Origin of the sequence: Flavobacterium luminosum (genome assembly GCF_023635005.1) — a bacterium.
Lineage (GTDB): Bacteria > Bacteroidota > Bacteroidia > Flavobacteriales > Flavobacteriaceae > Flavobacterium > Flavobacterium luminosum.
On sequence record NZ_JAMLJM010000002.1, the window covers coordinates 270,659 to 294,022 of the forward strand.

Consider the following 23,364-nt stretch of genomic DNA (forward strand, 5'->3'; position numbering starts at 1 on the left):
TAAACAAAAAAATAAAAAATGAAAAAATTACAATCTTTCTTTTGGATAATTGCAATGTTATTTGCATTAGGTGTTCAAGCACAAACCACGACAAAAAAACAGAATTCCCAAAAAACTGGAATCAATATTGCTGACTACGCTTTGTTTGGAGAAAAATTTACACCCAAAAATGTATTGTCTGAAAAAGCGATGCTTAAAAAGTATAAAAGTTTGAAAAAAGGAGATACCGTAACCGTAAGTTTTAAATCGGTAATTAAAGAAGTTTGCAAAAAGAAAGGTTGTTGGATGAATATGGATTTATCCTCTAATCAAAATTCATTTGTACGTTTTAAAGATTATGGATTCTTCGTTCCTTTAAATGCCGATGGAAGCGAAGCTATTGTTAACGGTAAAGCCTACATCGATGTGGTATCTGTTGAAGAACAACGTCATTATGCAAAAGATGCTAAAAAAAGCCAAGCGGAAATTAATAAAATCACTAAACCTAAAATCACCTATGCTTTTCAGGCTACAGGAGTTTTAATTAAGAAATAATGCAAAAACTAGTTTTATCTTTAGCAGTAGTGTTGCTTTTTTCTTGTCAGAAGAAAAATGAGCCAAGTGAACTTCCTAAAAAAGAAGAGAAAAAATTTGAAATGTATGAAATGTCGGAAATGGCCATGCTGATGGAACAAATGTATGCCGACAACGAAAGACTCAAACAGCGTATCCTCAATAATGATACAATTGGTCAGTTTCCTCAACATTTTCTGAAAATTCATGAAGCTGTTATGACCGATGAGCAGGAAAACGATGCTTTCTTTAAAGAACACGCTGCGGCTTTTATAGCTTCACAAGAACTGATTTATAAAGACCCGTCAAATGCCAAAGAACATTTTAACAATAGTATTTCTGAATGTGTAAAATGTCACGAGGTGAAATGTGGTGGTCCTATAGTTCGAATTAAAAAGTTATATATTAAGTAGTTTGAAAAGAAAGATTATACAAACACTCGACGGTTCAACTACCATCCAATTGGTTGATTGGGATGAGTGTTATCATTCTAAAAATGGGGCCATACAAGAAGCGCAACATGTATTCATCCAAAACGGACTTTCTTTGTTGGAAAAAGAAACCATAGCAGTTTTAGAGATCGGTTTTGGTACGGGACTTAATGCTTTTATTACTTTTTTAGAAGCTCAGAAACGTAATTTAAAAATTGATTATGTTGGTGTGGAAGCGTATCCCTTGAGCCCCGAAGAAGTGCTTTCCATGAATTATGTTGAAGCTTTACAAGTACCTCAATATGATGCTATTTTTAAAGCCATGCACCAATGTTCTTGGGAAACAAAGCATCAAATTTCATCGAATTTTTTCTTAACTAAAAAGAAACAATTATTTCAAGAGATAAATTTTATCAATCGGTTTGATATTATTTATTTTGATGCTTTCGGTTATCAGGTACAACCTGAGTTATGGAGTACAGAAATTTTCCGTAACATGTTTAAGGTATTAAAAGAAAAAGGAATCCTAGTAACCTATGCCGCTCGAGGTGTTGTAAAACGTTCGATGCAAGAGGTTGGTTTTACTGTAAAAAAAGTACCTGGACCTCCTGGAAAAAGAGAAATGATGATCGGTTTTAAGGATTTTTAGAAAATTATAACATTTTAGTTTTTATAAAATAGTTATATTTGAAATAATCAATACCACAAAATATAATAATTATGACAAGACAAATGGTAAGTTTTACGAAATCTATTCTGGAAAGAGTGAGTTTCGATCCTATTTTGTTTAAGAAGGAATTAAAAAAAGCTGTTAAAGTCTTATTACCGTATGAATTGGAAGAATTAACAGAGTGGTTTTTTAAATTTACTCAAGGGAAACCGGAACTCAGAAAGTGCGAAATTTATTTGAAATCATAGTATAAAAAGGGAGCTGTAAAGCTCCCTTTTATTTTAGATGATATATTTATGTAAGTAATTATTTTGAAATCTATAAAAAAAATACATCTCATCGATTTTTTTTACTCTTAATCGTTTTAAAAAGCTATTTTTATAAAAGAGTTTTCAACAAGTGTTTCATTTTAAAAATGTAAGTTATGCCCTGAATGATTTACGATTACACCAAAAATGTACTTGAAAAAGTAAGCTTTGACGTTCAACTTTTTATGAAAGAGTTAAAAAAAGCTGTTAGAAATTTACTTCCTTATGAATTAGAACATCTAAAAAATTGGCTGTTGTATTTCACAAGCGAAAAACCGGAACTTAGACAGTGTATTCACATTGTTGATACTTATTAAATTACCAAACCAACCTAACTAGGAGCTTTTTAGCTCCTTTTATTTTTTCTGTAACGGACTGATAATTTCTACGTTCTGAAAGGCTATAGCCCCGCGCACAACTCCCAAAATGGTATTGCGTAACGCATCGGTGATGTGCATTTTTAATTCGTTTTTTGGAAATAGTAAGCTAATTTCTCTTGCCGGTTTAGGCTCCACAAAATGTTTTAATTTCTGCTTGTCGCTTTCTTTTAAATCTAAAGTATGTAAATAAGGTAAAAGCGTAATCCCTAAACCTTCGTCGGCTAGTTTTATTAAGGTTTCAAAACTTCCACTTTCAATTTGGAATTTTGATTCTGAATGGGTTGATTTGCTTTTGCACAGATTTAATATGCCATTTCTAAAACAATGACCGTCTTGTAAAAGTAAGATTTCATCAACATTCAAATCGGTGATTTCCAACTCATGTTTGTTGAATTTAGGATGCTGTTGTGGGACATAAACCATAAAAGGTTCATAGTATAAAACAATTTCTTTTATTTTTTCTTCTTCTAACGGAGTGGCCGCGATTGCTGCATCTAAGTGTCCGTTTTTGAGTTTGGTAATGATTTCATTGGTATTCAATTCCTCAATAATCAATTTTACTTTCGGATATTTTTTTATGAAATTATTCAGGAACATAGGTAGTAAGGTTGGCATTACCGTAGGGATTATTCCAAGGCGGAATTCACCACCTATGAATCCTTTTTGTTGGTCTACAATATCTTGAATTCTATCGGCTTCATTTACAATATTTTTTGCTTGAGCAACAATTTTTTGACCAACTTCAGTTAATTGAATAGGTTTTTTACTTCGGTCAAAGATGATGATGTCTAATTCTTCTTCAATTTTTTGAATTTGCATGCTTAGTGTCGGCTGTGTTACAAAGCATTTTTCGGCGGCAAGAGTAAAATTTTTGTGTTCGGCAACTGCCAAAACATATTGTAATTGGGTAATGGTCATGGTATAATCAATTTTGATACAAATATAAAAACTATCGATTTAATTTATAATTATTTTGGAAAAGTTTCAAGTAAATTTGTAAATAAATTTTAAAACTATGAAAACTAATAGTATTGGATTGCCGCAAAAAGAAACTGAAATTTTAGTTAACGAACTCAATATTTTGTTGGCTAACTTTCAGATTTATTATCAAAATTTGAGAGGAATGCATTGGAACATTCGTGGTAAAAGTTTTTTTGATTTGCATCTTAAATTTGAAGAATTATACAATGATGCTCAATTGAAAATAGACATGATTGCCGAAAGAATTCTAACGCTTGGGGGAACACCGTTTCATACTTTTCCGGATTATATTGAACATTCAAAAATTCAGATTGAAAAAAATATTTTTAAAGATGAGGAAGCCATAAATTTGATTGTAAATTCATTGTCTGAATTGTTAAAAATGGAAAGAATAATCTTGAAACAATCTGGCGCTATTGATGATGAAGGAACCAACGGAATGATGAGCGATTTTATTTCTGAACAAGAGAAAACAATCTGGATGATGTCGGCTTGGTTAGGAAAAACTATTTAGTTTTATCTAAATTTTCATTAAAGGCCGAAGGTAATAATTGAGGTATAAACTTAACCAAAATTGGCAAAAGTAAACTTCCTCCGGGGACCAAAAAGATGGTTAATGAGGGTATGGTTTTACAAATGTCTAGGAGTTGGGTTTTTACCTTTTTCTTTTCTTCCTGATTCAATTCTCTGATGGTCGATTGAGTTAGGAGCAACATTAACTCTTTGCTTTGAGATATTTCCGTTAGCAATCTTCCTTTGTTCCTTGCAACTAAGGTTTGAACATTTTGAGTAGTTTGATCGTAAAAATGTTTAACAGGATTAGAGTAATTAAAGTATGGAATATCTTGCTTGTTTTTTGAAATAAAAACGGCCATTGCTGCGATACTTTTGTCAACAAAATCATTTGAGGAATTAAATTTCTCAGCCAATTGATAGAGAAAATATTTTTCGGAAGTTTCTATTTCAGCGTCATTCCATATAGCCATAGTGGCAATATCTATAAGGTAAAATTTTTCAAAATCATCTGAAAAATAAGAAAAATTAACGTGTTCTAAGACGTCAGAATCTGATTTATTGAACTTGGTATACCGCACAGACGATTCGAAGAGTTTCTGTAATAAATCATCGTATTTTGTTTTCTTTTCTTTGGTTTTTAAGGCCAAATTAACCACAGTAATAATAATTTCTTCTGCTTTTTTTAAATATTTAGTTGAAATTTCTTGAGTAGCCAAATATTTTTTAAATGCCAAAACATCTATAAAAAGCAAAGCATTGGTTAGAATGTGCGAGAAATTTTTACTGATGATATTATCGTTAGTTTGAATCCGTGAACTAAGAATTTTTTCTAGTTTATTGGAAAGAGTATCGGTTGGAAGTATTGCTTCCAGAAGTCCAATCCTTTTAGGATGTAATTCTTCATAAAACTGAACACATTTTACGATGAACTCTTCATGATCTCTGTTCTTTTCGGAAAGTTGGTAGATGCCAAAAAGAGTATTAAGTAAGGCAATTTTAGAAAATTCCGAAGTAGTCCAACCTTTTGTTTCGATTGGTATTTGAGTAACAAAGTGGGTGGTATAACCAAATAGAAACCCTGTTTCACGAGTGTTTTCATAGAACAAGCGGGCATCTTCTATGAGGGGCTGTTCTTCCGAATTTTGTTCAAAGAAAAATTTTTTTACCCAACCGTGAACTGAAGGATTGATCATATTGAATTATAAAAATGCAAATTTAAACATTTTGAAATGTCATTGTCAATTTTTTCAGGGATTTACCAAAAGTATCCAGAAATAGGAGCGCTATCGTTCTTTAAATTGTACTTTTTTTAAATTAAATTTCTGTTAATAGTTCGCTAAAAAAGCATGTTGATTTAAAAAATCGAATTACTTTTATAGAGAAAAAAATAGTAAAATGAAAAACATAAAATCATTATTATCCGCATCTGTTTTATTATTAGCAGTATCGGCTTCGGCTCAATTTACCCAAAAAGCATTACCTTATTCTTATAATGCTCTAGAAACTTACATTGATGCTCAAACAATGGAAATTCATTACAGCAAGCATCATGCAGCTTATGTAAACAACTTAAATAAAGCGGTAGCAGGAACTACTACAGAAAAAATGTCATTGGTTGAGATTTTTGCCAATGTCTCTAAAATGAGTCCAGCGATTAGAAACAATGGTGGCGGTCACTATAATCACGAATTGTTCTGGTCTGTACTTACTCCAGAGAAAAACACTAAAATGTCTCCTGAATTAGAAAAAGCGGTTAAAGAAAGCTTTGGAACACTAGAGGTTTTAAAAGAAAAACTAAACGCAGCTGCTATGAGTCGTTTTGGATCAGGTTGGGCATGGTTGTATGTAACAAAAGACAACAAGTTAGCCATCTCGTCTACACCAAATCAAGATAATCCATTAATGGATGTAGCGGAACAAAGAGGTATTCCTGTTTTTGGAATCGATGTTTGGGAGCATGCTTATTATTTGAAATATCAAAATAAAAGAGCTGATTACTTAAATAACATTTGGAATGTGGTGAATTGGACGGAGATCAGCAAACGTTACGAAGAGGCTCTTAAAGCAAATAAGTAACCTTTAAAAAAATAGAGTAGAGGAGTTCCCAAAAGGACTCCTTTTTTGTTTTTATGCAGAATGAATTCGATCTATAGTCATTTGTTAAATCGTAGAAATAAAAAAACCACAATAGTAATTTACTACTGTGGCTTTTTATCTAACTAATTAAAATTTAAAGGGATTAAAAGCAGTAAGTGTTTTCTGCTATTAATTTTGCAGCAATAGTCTCACGTAATTTTACTACGTTAGGCATGTTAACGTATTTTGTATAACGACGTAATCCCATTAGCATCATGCGTTGTTCATCACCTTCAGCAAAAGAAACAATTCCTTCTTTTCCTTTTTGAGAGATAATGTCAACAGCATTATATAAATATAACTGAGCCATAGCGATTTGTTCTTTTACATTTTCTGCACCTTTAGCTTTAGCTAATTTTTCAGTACGTAAAATTCCAGACTCTGCCATGTAGATTTCAATTAACATATCAGAAGCCGCCATTAATAATTGTTGGTGTGCTTCTAAATCTGGACCAAATTTTTGAACCGCAGCACCGGCAACCATTAAAAAGGATTTTTTCAATTTACCGATTAATTCTTTTTCTTCAGCAAACAATTCTGTGTAATCAGGAGTATCGAAATCAGGAATACCCATTAATTCTTCAGCCACTTTCATTGCAGGACCTAATAAGTCAACATGACCTTTCATGGCTTTTTTCACTAACATACCTACAGAAAGCATACGGTTAATTTCGTTTGTTCCTTCATAGATACGAGCAATACGAGCATCTCTCCAAGCAGACTCCATAGGTGTTTCTTCCGAGAATCCCATACCACCAAAGATTTGGATTCCTTCATCAGAACAGTTTTGAATATCTTCAGAAACCGCTACTTTTAAGATAGAACATTCGATAGCGAATTCTTCTACTCCTTTTAATTCCGCTTCTTGGTGAGAAGTTCCCTCAGCCACACGAGCTTCAATTCTATCTTCAATTGATTTCGCCGCACGGTAAGAAGCAGCTTCACCAACATAAGCATTTGTAGCCATGGTAGCTAATTTAGCTTGAATAGCACCAAAGTTGGCGATAGGAGTTTTAAATTGTACTCTCTCATTAGCATATTTAACTGCTGCTGAGATCGTACGACGTTGTGCATCTAAACAAGCTGCCGCTAATTTGATACGACCTACGTTTAAGGCATTCATAGCAATTTTGAAACCTTCACCACGTCCAGCTAACATGTTTTCAGCAGGCACAATAGTATCGTTGAAAAACACTTGACGAGTTGAAGACGAACGGATACCTAATTTATGCTCTTCTTCACCTAAAGTGATTCCGTTAGGGTTTGCTGGATCGTATTCAACGATGAAACCAGTGATGTTTTTATCGTCTTCGATACGAGCAAAAACGATCATCAAATTACAGAAACCTGCATTGGAAATCCACATTTTCTGTCCGTTGATTTTGTATGATTTTCCATCAGCAGTCAATTCTGCTTTGGTTTTTCCTGAATTAGCATCAGAACCAGCTCCTGGCTCTGTTAAACAGTATGAACCAAACCATTCACCAGAGGCTAATTTTGGAACATATTTTAATTTTTGTTCTTCAGTTCCGTATAAAGTAATTGGCATGGTACCAATACCTGTATGAGCTCCAAAAGCAGTAGAGAATGAACCTGTTGCTCCAGAAATGTAATCACAAGTTAACATTGTAGAAACAAATCCCATTCCTAATCCACCATAAGCTTCAGGAACCGCTACACCTAAGAAACCAAGATCGCCAGCTTTGCGCATACACTCTTCAGTATAAGCGTAGTCTTTTTTCTCAAATTTGTCTTTGTGTGCCCATAATTCTTTGTCAACGAATTCTTTAACAGAATCGCGCATCATGATTTGTTCTTCCGTAAAATCTTCCGGCGTGAAAATATTTTCACATTTTGTCTCTTTAACGAGGAATTGTCCTCCTCTAGTGATATCTTCCATAGTTTTTATTTTTAAGAAAATAGAGAATAGAGCTAAGAAAATAGACTATTTTAGACCGTTTTGAAACGACATAGTCATTCTTTGAAATTCTTCTATTTTAGATTCTAATTGGTTATAAATTATTTCGTTTATGTATTTTCTGTGTTTTGCAACAATTAATTGAGTTGTTAATTCAAAAGAAGAGCCTAGAGCAATATCTATAAAATGACTAAAGGATTTATCTGTTCGAGCAGATCCTTCAGCAATATTACTTGGAATAGATACTGAACATCTACTTATTTGTGAGCTTAAATCAAATCTTTCGTGTTTTGGAAATTCTAAAAGGATATCAGATATATCATTAGCTATTTCTATAGCAATTTGCCAAATTTTAAGATTTTTATAATTATGACGTAAGCTCATAAATCTTTTCTCTATTTTCTTTATTCTGCTCTTCAAAAAATTACAATAGCTCAAAGATACCCGCGGTTCCTTGTCCTGTACCCACACACATGGTTACCATTCCGTATTTGTTGCCGCGACGTTTCATTTCGTCGAATAACTGAACGGTTAGTTTAGCTCCTGTACATCCTAGAGGGTGACCTAAAGCAATAGCACCTCCGTTTACGTTGATGATTTCTGGATTTAAGTCTAATTCACGGATTACGGCTAAAGATTGTGATGCGAATGCTTCGTTTAATTCGATTAATTCAATATCAGAAATCTTTAAACCAGCTTGTTGTACTGCTTTTGGAATCGCTTTTACTGGACCAATTCCCATGATTCTTGGCTCAACACCAGCAGAAGCAAAGTTTACCAAACGAGCGATTGGTTCTAAGTTTAATTCTTTGACCATTTCTTCGCTCATGATTAATACGAAAGCAGCACCGTCACTCATTTGTGATGAGTTACCAGCAGTTACAGAACCATCAGCAGCGAATACTGGACGTAATTTGTTTAGTGCCGCTACATTTGTATCAGCACGAGGTCCTTCGTCTTTATTTACCGTATAGGATTTGGTTTCTTTTTTACCGGCTTCGTTAATGAAAGTATGTTCTACAGTGATAGGTGCAATTTGAGCATCAAATTTACCTTCCGCTTGTGCTTTTAAGGCTTTCATGTGTGAGTTGTACGCAAACTCATCTTGATCTTCACGAGAAACATTGAATTGTTTTGCTACCGCTTCGGCAGTTAAACCCATTCCCCAGTAGTAGTCTTCGTGACCAGCTGCAGCAGCTTTATAATCCGGAGTAGGTTTGTAACCTCCCATTGGAATATAACTCATACTTTCTGCACCACCGGCAATGATACAATGTGCCATTCCTGCTTGAATTTTTGCAGTAGCCATTCCGATAGTTTCTAAACCCGATGCACAGTAACGGTTCACGGTTACACCCGGAACATCAGTCACTTTTAATCCCATTAATGAAATTAAACGACCTACGTTAAGCCCTTGTTCTGCCTCTGGCATCGCATTACCTACCATTACGTCATCAATTCTTGTTTTGTCAAAACCTGGTAATTGCGCCATCATATGTTCAATGGTTTCAGCGGCTAATTCGTCAGGTCTTTTGAAACGGAACACTCCTTTAGGTGCTTTACCTACGGCTGTTCTATATCCTTTTACTATATATGCTGTTTTCATATTTTTTTTTTTAGAGAAAAGAAGAAAGAGAAAAGAGGAAAGAAATTGTCTTTGTTCTTGCTTCTTTGTTCTTGTTTCTAATTTCTAAGCGGTTTTCCTTTAGTTAACATAAATTGGATACGCTCCAATGTTTTTCTTTCTGTACAAAGAGATAAGAAAGCTTCTCTTTCTAAATCCAATAAATATTGTTCAGTTACTAATGTTGGTTCAGATAAATCTCCACCCGCCATAACGTAAGCTAATTTATTGGCAATTTTTTGGTCGTGTTCCGAAATGTATTGACCAGCTACCATTTGATCAGTTCCTACCAAGAACATACCTAACGCTTGTTTTCCTAAAACTTTGATATCTTTACGTTTCGCTGGTTGTGTATAACCTGCTTCAGCCATTAATAAAGCGTGTTTTTTAGCTTCAGCAATTTGACGGTCTTTGTTCACAACAACTATGTCTTTACCTTTTTGTAAGATTCCTAAATCGAATGCTTCGTATGCCGAAGTGGCTACTTTTGCCATACCAATAGTTAAGAAGTACTCTTGTAAAACGTTCAATTCAACGTCGTTTTTACGGAAAGTGTCAGCAGCTCTTAAAGCCATTTCTTTAGAACCACCACCACCAGGGATTACACCTACACCAAATTCTACTAAACCGATGTAAGTTTCAGCAGCAGCTACCACTTTATCAGCATGCATTGAAAGCTCACAACCACCACCTAAAGTCATTCCGTGAGGCGCAGCAATTACTGGAATGGAAGAATAACGAGCACGCATCATAGTGTCTTGGAACATTTTGATAGCCATGTTCAATTCATCGTATTCTTGCTCAACAGCCATCATGAAAATCATACCGATGTTAGCACCAACTGAGAAATTAGCCGCTTGGTTACCAATTACTAAACCGTTGTATTCTTTTTCAGCTAAATCAATGGCTTTGTTGATTCCTGTCAACACACCACCACCAATAGTATTCATTTTAGAATGGAATTCTAAGTTTAAGATTCCATCGCCGATATTGTGTACTGTACAATCTGCATTTCCCCAAACTTTTTTGCTTTCGCGGATGTTGTTTAAGATGATAAATGCGTCTTGTCCAGGTACTTTTACTTGTGATTTTGAAGCAGTGTTATAATAATTTGTTGCACCTTCTTTAACAGTATAGAAAGAGGTGTTGCCAGAAGCTAACATTTCTGTTACCCATGCAGCAGGAGCATAACCTTCGGCCTTCATCATTTCGATACCTTTTTCTACACCGATAGCATCCCAAATTTCAAATGGACCATTTTCCCATCCAAAACCAGCTTTCATTGCATCGTCAATTTTGTAGAAATCATCAGTAATTTCAGGAACTCTGTTAGATACATAAGCAAACATAGCAGAGAAGTTTTTGCGGTAGAATTCACCGGCTCTGTCAGTTCCTTTTACTAATACTCTGAATCTATCGATTGGTTTTTCAATCGTTTTTGTCATTTCTAGGGTAGCAAACGACGCTTTTTTATTGGGACGATATTCTAAAGTATTTAAGTCTAACGAAAGAATATCTTTTCCTTCTTTTTTGTAGAAACCTTGTCCGGTTTTGCTTCCTAACCATTTGTTTTCCATCATTTTGTTGATGAAATCAGGAAGTTTGAATAATTCGTGAGCTTCATCGTTAGGGCAGTTTTCGTAAAGACCGTTAGCAACGTGTACTAAAGTATCTAACCCAACGACATCAACTGTACGGAAAGTAGCCGATTTAGGGCGACCAATTACAGGACCGGTTAATTTATCAACTTCTTCAATAGTTAATCCCATTTCTTTTACTTGGTGGAATAAGCTCATGATTCCGAAGATTCCGATGCGGTTACCAATAAAAGCTGGGGTATCTTTTGCTACTACCGATGTTTTTCCTAAGAATTGTTCCCCATAGTTATTTAAGAAATCCAATACATCTTGTGAAGTTTTTGGACCAGGAATAATTTCAAATAATTTCAAATAACGAGCTGGGTTAAAGAAGTGTGTTCCACAGAAATGTTTTTGGAAATCTTCGCTTCGGCCTTCGCTCATAAAATGGATAGGAATACCTGAAGTGTTAGAAGTAACAAGAGTTCCAGGTTTTCTGTGTGCATCAATTTGCTCGAAAACCGATTTTTTAATGTCTAATCTTTCAACAACTACTTCAATTATCCAATCTACAGTTGCAATTTTTGCAATATCATCCGTAAGATTACCCGTGGTTATACGGTCTGCAAATTTTGGATGATAAATAGGAGAGGGTTTCGATTTTAAAGCGTTCGTTAAACTATCATTTACGATACGGTTACGGACTGCTTTATCGTCCAATGTTAAACCTTTTTTTTGCTCCGCCTCGTTTAATTCGCGAGGGACAATGTCTAAAAGTAAAACTTCGACACCGATGTTGGCAAAATGACAAGCAATGCCTGATCCCATAATTCCGGATCCGACAACTGCAACTTTTTTAATTACTCTTTTCATCATTTAGTACTTCTGGTTGATTGTATATTTTTTTGTCTTGTATTAATTCGTTTATAATTTCGGTAACTTCTAAAAAATGATTTAATTTTTCTTCTGAAATATTGTTTCTGACTGTTTCATTGAATTTAAGTACCGTTTGTTTTGATAATTCTCTTTTTTCTTTTCCTTCTTCCGTTAAGTAAATCAAAACACCTCTTCCATCAGCTGGGTTGGGTCTACGGTATATTAAGCCTTTTTCTTCCATCGATTTCAGCGTTCGGGTTAAACTGGTTGGTTCCATTCCCATTCTACTACTTATAAAGGTAGAAGGAGTCCCTTCTTCTTTGTCGATACTTAAAAGAGCAAATCCTACAGCCATTGAACCACCATATTTAGTAGCTTCTTCGTTGTACATACGTGAAACCGCTTGCCAAGTTGCTCGTAGTACATAATCTATAGTTTTATCTTTCATAAATGATTCTAATATTCCAAAAGTAATAAAAAATATTATGCATGCATAATAAATTGTAAAAAAAATTAGAGGAATTTATAGAAAATAAAAAAACTCCCTTTGTTTAAGGGAGTTTTAGGGGGTACTATATTAAATTATTAATAACTAATTAATCTAAACGATTTAGCTTTTAAACTTTTGCTAGATTTCTAGTTGTATATTTTTTCGTATAGTCCTTTATATTTTTCAAGGATTACTTTACGCTTTAATTTTAGGGTAGGAGTTAAATGTCCTTCCTCGATTGACCAGATATCTGGCGTTAATTCAAAACGTTTGATTTTTTCCCAATTCCCGAATTTAGTATTTAGTGTATCAACTTCTTGAGCAATTCTTTCAATAACTTTCGGATTGTTTACAATTTCTTCATTAGTAGCTCCTAGATTAATTTTATGAATTTGAGCCCATTCTTTGATAAAATCGAAACTAGGTTGGATTATAGCTGCTGGCATTTTTTGACCTTCACCAATCACCATGATTTGCTCTATGAAGCGTGATTGTTTCATAGTATTTTCAAGAATTTGAGGCGCGATGTACTTTCCACCAGAAGTTTTGAACATTTCTTTTTTACGGTCGGTTATTTTTAAGAAACCTTCACTATCCACTTCTCCAATATCTCCTGTATGAAAATAACCGTTTACAATCACTTCCGAAGTCAATTTTTCATCTTTGTAATAGCCAAGCATTACATTAGGGCCTTTGCAAAGAATTTCACCATCTTCAGCGATTTTTACTTCTACGTTATCTAGTATTTTTCCTACTGTTCCGATTTTGAAACCATGATTTCTCATGTCGTTTACAGCGATAACAGGTGATGTTTCGGTTAATCCATATCCTTCCATGATAGGGATTCCAGCTGCTGCGAAAACACGAGTTAATCTAGGTTGAAGCGCTGCACTACCAGAAACCATTAATTCTAATCGGTTACCAAGGGCTTCTTTCCACTTGCTGAATATTAATTTTCGTGCAATTTTAAGTTGAAATTCATACCAAAAACCATTAGCTCCATAAGGTTCGTAGCGTAATCCTAAATCGATTGCCCAAAAGAAGATTTTCTTTTTAAGTCCTGTAAGTTCAGTTCCTTTTGCATAAATTTTGTCATATACTTTTTCTAGAAGTCTTGGAACAGCCGACATTACCTTAGGTTTAACCTCTTTTAGGTTGTCGCTCATTTTTTCGATAGATTCTGCATAATAAATCGAAATACCATAATATTGGTATAAATACAAAATCATTCGCTCAAAAATGTGACAAACCGGCAAGAAACTTAAAGCACTCACATTACCCGATTCAAAAGGAATTCTTTTTGAACTATCTAATACATTAGAAACAATGTTTTTGTGCGAAAGCATTACACCTTTTGGTTTTCCGGTAGTTCCGGAGGTATAAATTATGGTAGCCAAATTATCAGTTGTTACACTGTTTTTGCGATCTTCTACTTCATTTTGGTTCGAAGTGTCTTCTCCCAAGGATAATAAATCTTTCAAATTTTTTTCTCCTGGAATTTCATCGAAGGTGTAAACATCCTTTAAAGAAGGTACATTGTTTTTTATCGCATTAATCTTGTTTAAAACCTCGATATCCGACACAATACAATATGTAGATTCAGAATGGTTTAAAATGTATTGGTAATCTTCTTCTGAGATGGTTGGGTAAATTGGAACCGTTTGCGCACCCGTTTGAAGAACACCAATATCAGTAATATTCCATTCGGTTCTATTATTGGAAGAAATGATAGCGATCTTATCGTTTTTCTGAACCCCTAATTTTAAAAAGGCACGGGATAATGTATTGGCTTGGTCAATATATTGTTGTGTAGATGTTTTTACCCATTCGCCATTGTATTTTGTTACTAGGGCATCAGGTAAATTGTTGTTTTCCAGTTGATAATAAGGAAAATCAAAAAGTCTTGTAATTTTGGTCATTATAGTTATGGCTAGGTTATATGGTTTGCAATGTAAATAAATTTAATAAAAATATCAATTTTTTGTTATTTTTTAAAATCTATTGATAGAGAATTCACACAAAACCGTTTTCCTGTTTCAGTAGGACCGTCATCAAAAATATGACCTAAGTGGCCTCCGCATCGAGCACAAAGAATTTCTACACGCTTCATACCGAAGCTATTGTCTGCTTTGTACTCAATTTTTCCCGGAATCGCTTCATCAAATGAAGGCCATCCACAGTTTGATTCAAATTTAGAATCACTCTCAAAGAGAGGTTCTTGACATCCGCCACACACATAGGTACCTTTTTCAAAATGAAGATTATATTCTCCAGTGTGAGCATATTCGGTTCCTTTTAAGCGAAGAATTCTATAACGTTCTTCTCCTAATTGCGCTTTCCATTCGGCATCTGTTTTTTCAATCGTGTATTTCATAGGTTTTTTGGTATATTCTTTTTTCTCTTGTCCGTGACAAGAAGTCATAAAAGATAAAATTATTAAAAATGTGATTTTTAGTAAACTATTCATGGATAAAAGAAATTATTTTGGTAATAACAGCTGGATCTCCTAGTATTTTTCTGTGACCCAATTTTTTGGTAATCATAATTTGACCGTCGGACAAATGTTTATGAATGTTGTGTGCGCAAAAAACGGGAACATCGTTATCTTCTTCATCGTGAATGACTAATGTTGGGATGTTTACTTTCTTGGCTGCTTCATGAGCCGCGTAGTCTTCCATTGGAACTCCGAATTTCTGTTCAAAAAACATTTTCATTTTATTGACGATACTATGTTTTAAACCTAATTTGTCTACAAAATCAATTAAGATATCTGTAATTTTATCTCCACTGCCAATCACTACAGCTTTTTTAACATTGAGTCCTTGTTTGACAGCATTCAGTACCGACATGCCTCCTAAAGAATGTCCTATAGCATAATCAAAAGGTCCGTATTTCTTTTCTAATTCTAAAATTGAAGCAATAAATTCGGTCATAATAGTTGACGAACTTGATGATTTTCCGTGACCGGGAGCATCAAAACTAATGGTTGCATATCCTTGTTTTAGAAGTTCATCAGCTATTTTTACTAATTGCGTTCCTCTTCCGGACCATCCGTGAACTAATAAAATCTTCTTTTCACTATTGCCATAAAGATAAGTAACTATTTCTTTATTGATTTTCGGAACAAAAACTTTTTCTTGTTTCGAATTTTTGTCCATTTCATGTTCTCGTTTTGGAGTTTTGTGCTTTATGGGAGTGGTGAAAATTTTAGTGGCTAATCTGGTAACTAAGTCCTCTGAAAAAAATTCAACTAGTTTTAAACTGTATTTTAATGGTTTAGGAACCTCAATTCCTTGATGCTTCTTAGATTTCAATTTTTTTTATTTTAAATGGTAATGCAATTTACAATTTGGTACGAAATTTGACTCTTAAAATTATGATAATTTTAGAAAGTATTTTTGTAAAATTTATTACTTTTAAGGTAGCATCACTAAATATCAAATTAATAAAACATGAAAAAAATAATAGCATCTGTAGGGCTTTTGATCTTAGCTTATTCTTGTACTACTAATCCATTTACTGGACAGAAAACGATGGCTTTGGTGCCAGATAGCGAGATTTTCCCAATGTCATTTCAACAATACAGCCAATTTTTGTCTGAGAACAAAGTAGTTACAGGAACCAAAGACGCTATGCGTGTAGAGTCTGTAGCTAACAAAATTAAAGTAGCTTCAGAGCGTTGGTTAAACGCTAATGGTAATATTGACTATTTGAAAGACTATAAATGGGAATATAAATTAGTTGATAGTAAAGAAGTAAACGCTTGGTGTATGCCAGGTGGTAAAATTGTGGTATACACGGGTATTTTACCAATTACAAAGGATGATGCTGGTTTGGCAGCTGTCTTAGGTCATGAAGTAGCTCATGCTTTAGCGAATCATGGACAACAACGAATGAGTGCTGGATTAATTCAACAAGCAGGCGGAGTGGCAGTGGCGTTGGCCACTAAAGATAAATCACCCGAAGCTCAGCAAGCATGGATGCAAGCCTATGGGGTAGGAAGCCAAGTAGGAGGAATGTTGCCTTTTAGTCGTACCCATGAGACGGAAGCTGATAAGATTGGTTTGTTGTTAATGACTATAGCAGGATATACTCCAGAAAGTGCTGTTCAAGTTTGGGAAAGAATGAGTGCTATGTCGGGAGGTCAAACTCCTCCAGAATTTTTAAGTACTCACCCAAGTAACCAAACCCGTATAGATAACTTAAAATCTTGGATTCCTCAAGTAAAAGAGGAAGCAGCAAAATTTAATGCTAAATCCAAATAAATAAAGAAAAAAGTGTATTTTCGAAGCTCCTACTAAGTAGGAGTTTTTTTATTTTCAAAAAATACATTATGAGTCAATTTCCAAAAGGAGATCCAAAACTTCTGAATGCCTGGGCTTTCTATGATTGGGCAAATTCAGTTTATAGTTTAGTTATTACTTCAGCTATTTTTCCAATTTTTTACGAAGCCATTTTTAAAATCGAAAATCGAGATTATGTTGACGTCTTTGGATATCATTTCAAAGATACAGCAATGATTACCTTTGTTACAGCATTAGCTTTTTTGTTAGTAGCATTAATGTCTCCAATTTTGTCTGGGATAGCCGATTATGTTGGAAATAAACTAGCTTTTCTTCGCTTTTTTTGTTATTTGGGAGGGTTGTCTTGTATTAGTTTATATTGGTTTAATGTTGACAATTTCTTTTTAAGTTATACCGCATATCTGTTAGGTCTGATAGGTTTTTGGGGAAGCCTTGTTTTTTATAATTCATACCTTCCGGATATAGCTTATCCAGAACAGCAGGATAAGGTAAGTGCTCGTGGATTTTCTATGGGGTACATTGGAAGTACGATCTTACTAATTTTAAATCTGGCTATGGTAATGTTGGTGCCGGATGAAGAGAAAATAGAAATGATGCGATACTCCTTTGTAATGGTGGGTATTTGGTGGATAGGTTTCAGTCATGTTACGTATCATTATTTGCCTAAGGGAGTAGCTACCGGTCATAAAGTAACCAGAGCCGTGGTATTGGATGGTTATCACGAGTTAATCAAAGTATGGAAAGAAGTGAGGCAAAATTTGGTTTTAAAAAGATATTTGGCAAGTTATTTTGTTTTTATCATGGCGGTACAAACAGTAATGCTTATTGCCACTTATTTTGGAGCCGAAGAAATTGCATGGGAAACGGAGAGTCAAAAAACCACAGGTTTAATTATAAGTATTTTAGTAATTCAAATAGTTGCTGTTTTGGGAGCTTTTTTAACTTCACGAGCTTCCGGTAAATTTGGAAATTTGAGAGTACTTATTTTTTTAAACATGTTCTGGGCTGCCCTATGTGGTTTTGCTTTTTTCGTAGAAACGCCCAATGAATTTTATGCCACAGCAGGTTTTGTTGGATTAGTCATGGGAGGGATTCAGTCCTTGGCGCGTTCTACTTATTCTAAGTATTTGCCTGAGACTCCAGATACAGCGTCTTATTTCAGCTTTTATGACGTTACAGAAAAAATAGGAATCGTAATAGGGATGTCTGTTTATGGGATTATAGATCAGGTTACAGATTCTATGAGAAATTCAATTGTTTTTCTGGGAGTATTTTTTGTGATAGGAGTACTCTTATTACTGAGAGTTCCTGGTAGAAAGCAATAAAATTCAATTCAAACAAATTTTAAATCAAAATAAATGAAAACTAAATTAACTAAACTAGCTTTTGCTTTTTTTTCCGTGTCATTTTTATTCTTGACCTCATGTAGTAATGATGATGCAAATAATGGAACTTCAACCGGAAATTATTTGCCTATGGCAATTAACAATAAATGGTCATATCTGGATCAGAATGATCAAATCGATGAGATGCACATCATTGAGAAAGAAAATTTAAATAATAAAACATACTATAAAATAGACACTCAAAAAGAGTCTGAAGAGTTGGGCTATCCTGTTGAATCGTGGTTTGCTAAATCAGGGGCAAAATATTTTACAAGAACGGCTTTTGAAATGCCAATTTACAATGCAGAGGTTTCCCCCATGGAAGTAATTATTCTGCAAGATGATTTAGAGGTAAATCAAACTTGGACACAAAATTTTAAATTAACAATTAAGGTTTATGGTCAAGGATCTCAATCTTTACCCGTTACAGTTACTGGAAAAATAATTGAAAAAGGAGTTTCGGTAAATGTACAAGATGTGAATTATGATGAGGTAATCCAAACAAATGTCAAAATTGATATTAATGGAACCAAAACAGAAACTAACTATTGGTTTGCTAAAGACGTTGGGGTTGTAAAATCAATAACGACAATAGACGGAACTATCAGCACCAGTGAATTAATTAATTATACATTAAACTAAATTCACAAACGCAATCATTAAAAATTCCGATTAACCTCGGAATTTTTTTATGGCATAGAACTTGACTAATCTTTAATGCTGAAAAACTGCAATGGTTTCATTGCTCTTGATTTTCAGTAGAATGGCTGGTTTTATTGCTCCATTGTTTTAACTAAACCAGTTAATGTTTAATGACAAAATGACTTAAATTATACTATGTCTCAACAAAAAATACATACGCTTGACAGTTTGTCACTTCAAGAGTTAGATCATGAAGCAGATTTAATTCCTCTACTCACTCCAGAAGATGAGGAGGAAATGAATAACGAAAAATTACCGGTTGATTTACCTATTCTTCCATTGCGAAATACGGTTTTGTTTCCTGGTGTTGTAATTCCTATTACGGCAGGAAGAGATAAATCTATTAAATTGATTAACGATGCAAGTAATTCGGATAAAATTATTGGTGTTGTTTCTCAAAAGAATGAAGAAGATGAGGATCCAAACGAAAGTCAAATCCACAAAGTGGGTACGGTGGCACGAATTCTTCGCGTTTTAAAAATGCCTGATGGAAACGTAACGGTTATTCTTCAAGGTAAAAAGCGTTTCGAAATAGATACAGTTACCACAACAGAGCCTTACATCAGAGCGACGATAAAAGAAGTGGAGGAGCTAAGACCTAAGAAAAACGATAAAGAATTTCAAGCTATTATCGATTCGGTTCGTGAATTGGCTATTCAAATTATCAAGGAAAGTCCAAATATTCCAACAGAGGCTACATTTGCTATTAAAAACATAGAAAGCAATCCTTTCCTAGTAAACTTTGTGTCATCTAATATGAATCTTTCAGCAACAGAAAAACAAGCGTTGTTGGAAGAAAATGATTTAAAGGAAAGAGCGCTAAGTGCCTTGAAATTCATGAATATCGAGTTACAGAAATTAGAATTGAAGAACGATATTCAATCAAAAGTACGTTTCGATTTAGATCAGCAGCAACGTGAATATTTCTTGCAACAGCAAATGAAAACCATTCAGGAAGAGTTGGGAGGTGTTTCACATGAAGCTGAAATTGAAGAAATGCGTAAAAAAGCATCCGAAATGGATTGGGATGCTAAAACAAGAAAACATTTCGATAAAGAAATTTCAAAATTGCAACGTACCAACCCTAATTCTCCGGATTTTGGTATTCAACGCAACTATTTAGAATTGTTTTTAGAGTTACCATGGAATAAGTATTCTAAAGATAATTTCGATCTAAAACGTGCACAACAAATTCTAGATAGAGACCATTTTGGTTTAGAAGATGTAAAGAAAAGAGTAATAGAGCATTTGGCGGTTCTAAAACTTCGAAACGATATGAAATCTCCTATTTTATGTTTTACAGGACCTCCGGGAGTGGGTAAAACATCAATAGGAAAATCTATAGCCGAAGCTTTAGATCGTGAATATGTTCGTATGTCTTTAGGTGGTTTGCGCGATGAAGCTGAAATCAGAGGACATCGTAAAACCTATATCGGTGCTATGCCGGGAAGAATTATACAAAGTCTAAAGAAAGCTGGAACATCAAACCCTGTATTTATTTTAGATGAGATAGATAAGTTATCGGTAAGTCATCAAGGAGATCCGTCTTCGGCATTATTAGAAGTACTTGATCCTGAACAAAACAAAGAGTTTTACGACAATTTCCTAGAAATGGGTTACGATTTGTCGAAAGTTCTATTCATAGCAACTTCTAATAACATTGCTAATGTTCAGCCCGCTTTGCGTGACCGTATGGAGATTATCACCATGACAGGTTATACCATCGAGGAAAAAATAGAAATTGCCAAACAACATTTGGTTCCTAAACAGATCAAAGAACACGGATTAACGTCTAAACAATTGTCTATCGGGAAAAAACAAATCGAGAAAATTGTAGAAGGATATACCCGTGAATCAGGAGTTCGTGGTTTAGAGAAAAAGATTGCCCAAGTCGTACGTCATGCCGCTAAGTCTATCGCGTTGGAAGAAGAGTACAACGTAAAATTAACGGATCAAGATATTGTAACGATTCTAGGTGCTCCAAAATTAGAAAGAGACAAGTACGAAAATAACGAAACGGCTGGAGTAGTTACCGGATTGGCTTGGACAAGTGTTGGAGGAGATATTTTATTCATCGAATCTATTATATCCGAAGGTAAAGGTTCTTTGACTTTTACCGGAAATATGGGAACGGTGATGAAAGAATCCATTACCATTGCTATGGAATACGTAAAAGCAAATGCCGAGAGATTAGGTATTAATCCTGAAATTTTTGCGAAACATAATATCCACGTCCATATTCCGGAAGGGGCAACGCCTAAGGATGGTCCAAGTGCAGGTATTGCAATGTTAACGTCGTTGGTATCATTGTTGACGCAACGAAAAGTGAAAAAACATTTGGCCATGACTGGAGAAATCACCCTTAGAGGAAAAGTGTTGCCAGTAGGAGGAATCAAAGAAAAAATCTTAGCAGCCAAAAGAGCTAAAATCAAAGAGATCATTCTGTGTATTGAAAATAAGCGAGATATCGATGAAATTAAACCGGAATATATAGAAGGTTTGACCTTTCATTATGTGAATGAAATGACCGAAGTTCTCGAAATTGCCATAACAAAAGACAAAGTCAAGAACGCAAAAAAATTATAAAAGAGGAAACGGCTAATTTTTTAGCCGTTTTTTTTATAAAAAATAATATCTTCGCCATTGCGTTATCAATAATCATTTGTCAGTAATTCATGCAAAAGAAAATTTATATTCTCTTATTCTTTGCAATATATCATTCGACTTTTGCACAAGTAGGTGGAAAAAGCGTTTTTCAATTTTTGAACAATGCTTCTTCACCAAGACAAGCGGCACTAGGAGGAAAGACTATTACTAATTACGATTACGACGTTAATCAGCCATTGTTTAATCCAGCAACGATAAATGATGAAATGCATGGTAAGTTAGGATTAAATTATGTAAATTATCTTGCAGATATAAGTTACGGCTCGGCTGCCTACGCTTATACTTACGATAGGCACTTGCAAACTTTTCATGCTGGAATAACTTATATTAATTACGGAAAATTTGATGGAAGAGATGAAATGGGTAATTCCACCGGAAGTTTTTCAGGTAGCGAAGTAGCCTTATCTCTTGGCTATGCTTACAATGTTCCGTATACCGATTTATATCTTGGTGCCAATGCTAAATTTATTTCTTCCACTTTAGAAACCTATAATTCTTTGGGCATCGCTACCGATTTGGGCGCAATTTTCAAAGACGAAAAAACCAATACCAATTATGGATTGGTAATACGTAATCTCGGTACACAAATCACAACCTACAACGGAATGCGAGAAAAACTCCCTTTAGAAATTATTGCTGGAGTTTCTCAAGAACTCGAAAATGTACCCATTCGCTGGCATTTAACCTTAGAAAATTTACAACAATGGAAAGTAGCTTTCTCTAATCCGGCGCGAGAGGAAGAAACTATAGACGGAGGAGTTCAGGAAGAAAAAGTTACTTTTTTAGGAAATACATTTCGTCACGTGATTCTTGGAGCAGAAATATTACCTACAAAAGGAATTAATTTTCGTTTGAGTTATAATTTTAGACGTGCTGCCGAATTGAAATTGGTAGAACAAAGAACATTTGCGGGAATTTCTGCCGGTTTCGGACTTCGTTTCAGTAAATTCAGATTCGATTATTCGTATTCAAGATACACTTTGGCTTCTAGTACCAGTCAGTTCGGATTAATGATTAATTTGTAGCCAAACCATAGAAAAAAAATAATTGTAGTTCCCGCTGTTCGTGCTACGAGGTAGCTTACTTCCATCGGGGCTATTGTCAAACTTTTAGGCATTTTTTAAATGAAAAAAATTACTATAGCTATCGATGGATTTTCATCGACAGGAAAAAGCACTTTAGCCAAACAAATTGCTAAAACTTTAGGATACGCTTATGTAGACACGGGAGCTATGTATAGGGCTGTAACGTTATATGCAATGCAAAATGGTTTTATAGACGAATTCGAATTCAATAAAACAGCGCTGATCAATAATTTATCAGAGATTCATCTACAATTTCAATTCAATCCAGCATTGGGTTTTGCAGAAATCTACCTAAATGGGGTTAATGTCGAAAAGCAAATACGCTCTTTAGAAGTTTCTAATTTTGTAAGTCAAGTAGCTGAGGTTTCCGAAGTACGCGCGATGTTGGTGAGACAACAACAACAAATGGGTAAAGACAAAGGGGTAGTTATGGACGGGCGCGATATCGGAACTGTGGTTTTTCCGGATGCGGAACTAAAGGTGTTTATGACGGCCAGCCCAGACGTAAGAGCGCAACGTCGTTTTGACGAATTAACCGAAAAAGGACAATTGGTTTCCTATGATCGCGTATTGGAAAACGTTTTGCAAAGAGATTACATTGATACGCACCGTGAAGATTCTCCTTTGGTAAAAGCACAAGATGCTATAGAAATTGACAATTCGCAGTTAACCAGAGAGCAACAATTTCAAAAAGTATTGGATTTGGTTAATAATATTTAACCTTATTTTCTTGGTAGGTTTAATTTTATTATTAGATTTACG

Annotated in this window: 22 protein-coding genes; 12 read left to right on the plus strand and 10 right to left on the minus strand. The window is 34.5% G+C overall.

The window, feature by feature from the left end:
- The first annotated feature begins 18 nt into the window (after positions 1-18).
- From NAT50_RS04470 to NAT50_RS04485, 4 genes are all read left to right on the plus strand, one after another.
- Positions 19-534, plus strand: coding sequence for a DUF4920 domain-containing protein (locus NAT50_RS04470; protein WP_250591868.1), 516 nt, complete (start codon positions 19-21; stop codon positions 532-534).
- On the plus strand, positions 534-965 hold the full coding sequence (locus NAT50_RS04475) for a hypothetical protein (protein ID WP_250591869.1): 432 nt from the start codon (positions 534-536) through the stop codon (positions 963-965). The genes NAT50_RS04470 and NAT50_RS04475 overlap by 1 nt, the downstream gene beginning before the upstream one ends.
- Before the next feature lies 1 nt (position 966).
- Positions 967-1,632 (plus strand): tRNA (5-methylaminomethyl-2-thiouridine)(34)-methyltransferase MnmD, encoded by a 666-nt coding sequence (gene mnmD, locus NAT50_RS04480; protein ID WP_250591870.1) that lies wholly within the window; start codon positions 967-969, stop codon positions 1,630-1,632.
- Positions 1,633-1,703: 71 nt separating this feature from the next.
- Positions 1,704-1,901 carry a hypothetical protein gene (locus tag NAT50_RS04485; RefSeq protein ID WP_250591871.1) on the plus strand — a complete coding sequence of 66 codons (198 nt, stop codon included), beginning with the start codon at positions 1,704-1,706 and terminating at the stop codon, positions 1,899-1,901.
- A 416-nt stretch (positions 1,902-2,317) separates the two neighbouring features.
- Here NAT50_RS04485 and NAT50_RS04495 read toward each other — a convergent pair whose 3' ends face one another.
- A complete protein-coding gene (locus tag NAT50_RS04495) occupies positions 2,318-3,259 on the minus strand; it encodes a LysR substrate-binding domain-containing protein (RefSeq protein WP_250591875.1) in 942 nt (313 codons plus the stop codon).
- A 97-nt stretch (positions 3,260-3,356) separates the two neighbouring features.
- On the opposite strand from NAT50_RS04495, the gene NAT50_RS04500 reads away from it, so the two are divergent.
- Positions 3,357-3,836, plus strand: coding sequence for a Dps family protein (locus NAT50_RS04500; protein ID WP_250591876.1), 480 nt, complete (start codon positions 3,357-3,359; stop codon positions 3,834-3,836).
- Here NAT50_RS04500 and NAT50_RS04505 read toward each other — a convergent pair.
- Positions 3,829-5,031 carry an LETM1-related biofilm-associated protein gene (locus tag NAT50_RS04505; RefSeq protein ID WP_250591877.1) on the minus strand — a complete coding sequence of 401 codons (1,203 nt, stop codon included), beginning with the start codon at positions 5,029-5,031 and terminating at the stop codon, positions 3,829-3,831. The genes NAT50_RS04500 and NAT50_RS04505 overlap by 8 nt on opposite strands.
- Positions 5,032-5,233: 202 nt before the next feature.
- Between NAT50_RS04505 and NAT50_RS04510 the strand changes: the two genes are divergently transcribed.
- The gene (locus NAT50_RS04510; protein WP_250591878.1) at positions 5,234-5,914 is read left to right on the plus strand and encodes a superoxide dismutase; all 681 of its coding nucleotides are present in this window, start codon (positions 5,234-5,236) and stop codon (positions 5,912-5,914) included.
- A 163-nt stretch (positions 5,915-6,077) separates the two neighbouring features.
- On the opposite strand, the gene NAT50_RS04515 is transcribed toward NAT50_RS04510, so the two are convergent.
- The 8 genes from NAT50_RS04515 to NAT50_RS04550 form a co-directional block, all read right to left on the minus strand.
- Positions 6,078-7,874: an acyl-CoA dehydrogenase family protein gene (locus tag NAT50_RS04515; protein WP_250591879.1), complete on the minus strand. Its 1,797-nt coding sequence runs from the start codon at positions 7,872-7,874 to the stop codon at positions 6,078-6,080.
- Between the two features lie 45 nt (positions 7,875-7,919).
- Positions 7,920-8,276, minus strand: a complete 357-nt coding sequence (locus NAT50_RS04520) for a four helix bundle protein (RefSeq protein WP_250591880.1) — start codon at positions 8,274-8,276, stop codon at positions 7,920-7,922.
- Between the two features lie 40 nt (positions 8,277-8,316).
- Positions 8,317-9,498 carry an acetyl-CoA C-acyltransferase gene (locus NAT50_RS04525; RefSeq protein ID WP_250591881.1) on the minus strand — a complete coding sequence of 394 codons (1,182 nt, stop codon included), beginning with the start codon at positions 9,496-9,498 and terminating at the stop codon, positions 8,317-8,319.
- A 77-nt stretch (positions 9,499-9,575) separates the two neighbouring features.
- Complete coding sequence (locus NAT50_RS04530; protein ID WP_250591883.1) at positions 9,576-11,966, minus strand: 3-hydroxyacyl-CoA dehydrogenase/enoyl-CoA hydratase family protein; 2,391 nt, start codon at positions 11,964-11,966, stop codon at positions 9,576-9,578.
- Positions 11,950-12,417 carry a MarR family winged helix-turn-helix transcriptional regulator gene (locus NAT50_RS04535; protein WP_250591885.1) on the minus strand — a complete coding sequence of 156 codons (468 nt, stop codon included), beginning with the start codon at positions 12,415-12,417 and terminating at the stop codon, positions 11,950-11,952. The genes NAT50_RS04530 and NAT50_RS04535 overlap by 17 nt, the downstream gene beginning before the upstream one ends.
- Positions 12,418-12,605: 188 nt before the next feature.
- Positions 12,606-14,378 carry an AMP-dependent synthetase/ligase gene (locus NAT50_RS04540; RefSeq protein ID WP_250591887.1) on the minus strand — a complete coding sequence of 591 codons (1,773 nt, stop codon included), beginning with the start codon at positions 14,376-14,378 and terminating at the stop codon, positions 12,606-12,608.
- A gap of 65 nt (positions 14,379-14,443) precedes the next feature.
- Positions 14,444-14,833: a peptide-methionine (R)-S-oxide reductase MsrB gene (gene msrB, locus NAT50_RS04545; RefSeq protein ID WP_250592030.1), complete on the minus strand. Its 390-nt coding sequence runs from the start codon at positions 14,831-14,833 to the stop codon at positions 14,444-14,446.
- 85 nt (positions 14,834-14,918) lie between these two features.
- Positions 14,919-15,773, minus strand: coding sequence for an alpha/beta hydrolase (locus NAT50_RS04550; RefSeq protein ID WP_250591889.1), 855 nt, complete (start codon positions 15,771-15,773; stop codon positions 14,919-14,921).
- Positions 15,774-15,911: 138 nt separating this feature from the next.
- Between NAT50_RS04550 and NAT50_RS04555 the strand changes: the two genes are divergently transcribed.
- The 6 genes from NAT50_RS04555 (at position 15,912) to cmk (ending at position 23,322) form a co-directional block, all read left to right on the plus strand.
- Positions 15,912-16,724 carry a M48 family metallopeptidase gene (locus NAT50_RS04555; RefSeq protein ID WP_250591891.1) on the plus strand — a complete coding sequence of 271 codons (813 nt, stop codon included), beginning with the start codon at positions 15,912-15,914 and terminating at the stop codon, positions 16,722-16,724.
- Between the two features lie 68 nt (positions 16,725-16,792).
- The gene (locus NAT50_RS04560; protein ID WP_250591893.1) at positions 16,793-18,088 is read left to right on the plus strand and encodes an MFS transporter; all 1,296 of its coding nucleotides are present in this window, start codon (positions 16,793-16,795) and stop codon (positions 18,086-18,088) included.
- A 33-nt stretch (positions 18,089-18,121) separates the two neighbouring features.
- Complete coding sequence (locus NAT50_RS04565; RefSeq protein WP_250591895.1) at positions 18,122-18,790, plus strand: hypothetical protein; 669 nt, start codon at positions 18,122-18,124, stop codon at positions 18,788-18,790.
- A 195-nt stretch (positions 18,791-18,985) separates the two neighbouring features.
- Positions 18,986-21,436 (plus strand): endopeptidase La, encoded by a 2,451-nt coding sequence (gene lon / locus NAT50_RS04570; RefSeq protein WP_250591896.1) that lies wholly within the window; start codon positions 18,986-18,988, stop codon positions 21,434-21,436.
- A gap of 89 nt (positions 21,437-21,525) precedes the next feature.
- Positions 21,526-22,542, plus strand: a complete 1,017-nt coding sequence (gene porQ, locus NAT50_RS04575; RefSeq protein ID WP_250591897.1) for a type IX secretion system protein PorQ — start codon at positions 21,526-21,528, stop codon at positions 22,540-22,542.
- Between the two features lie 99 nt (positions 22,543-22,641).
- Positions 22,642-23,322 (plus strand): (d)CMP kinase, encoded by a 681-nt coding sequence (cmk, locus tag NAT50_RS04580; RefSeq protein WP_250591898.1) that lies wholly within the window; start codon positions 22,642-22,644, stop codon positions 23,320-23,322.
- Positions 23,323-23,364: the final 42 nt, after the last annotated feature.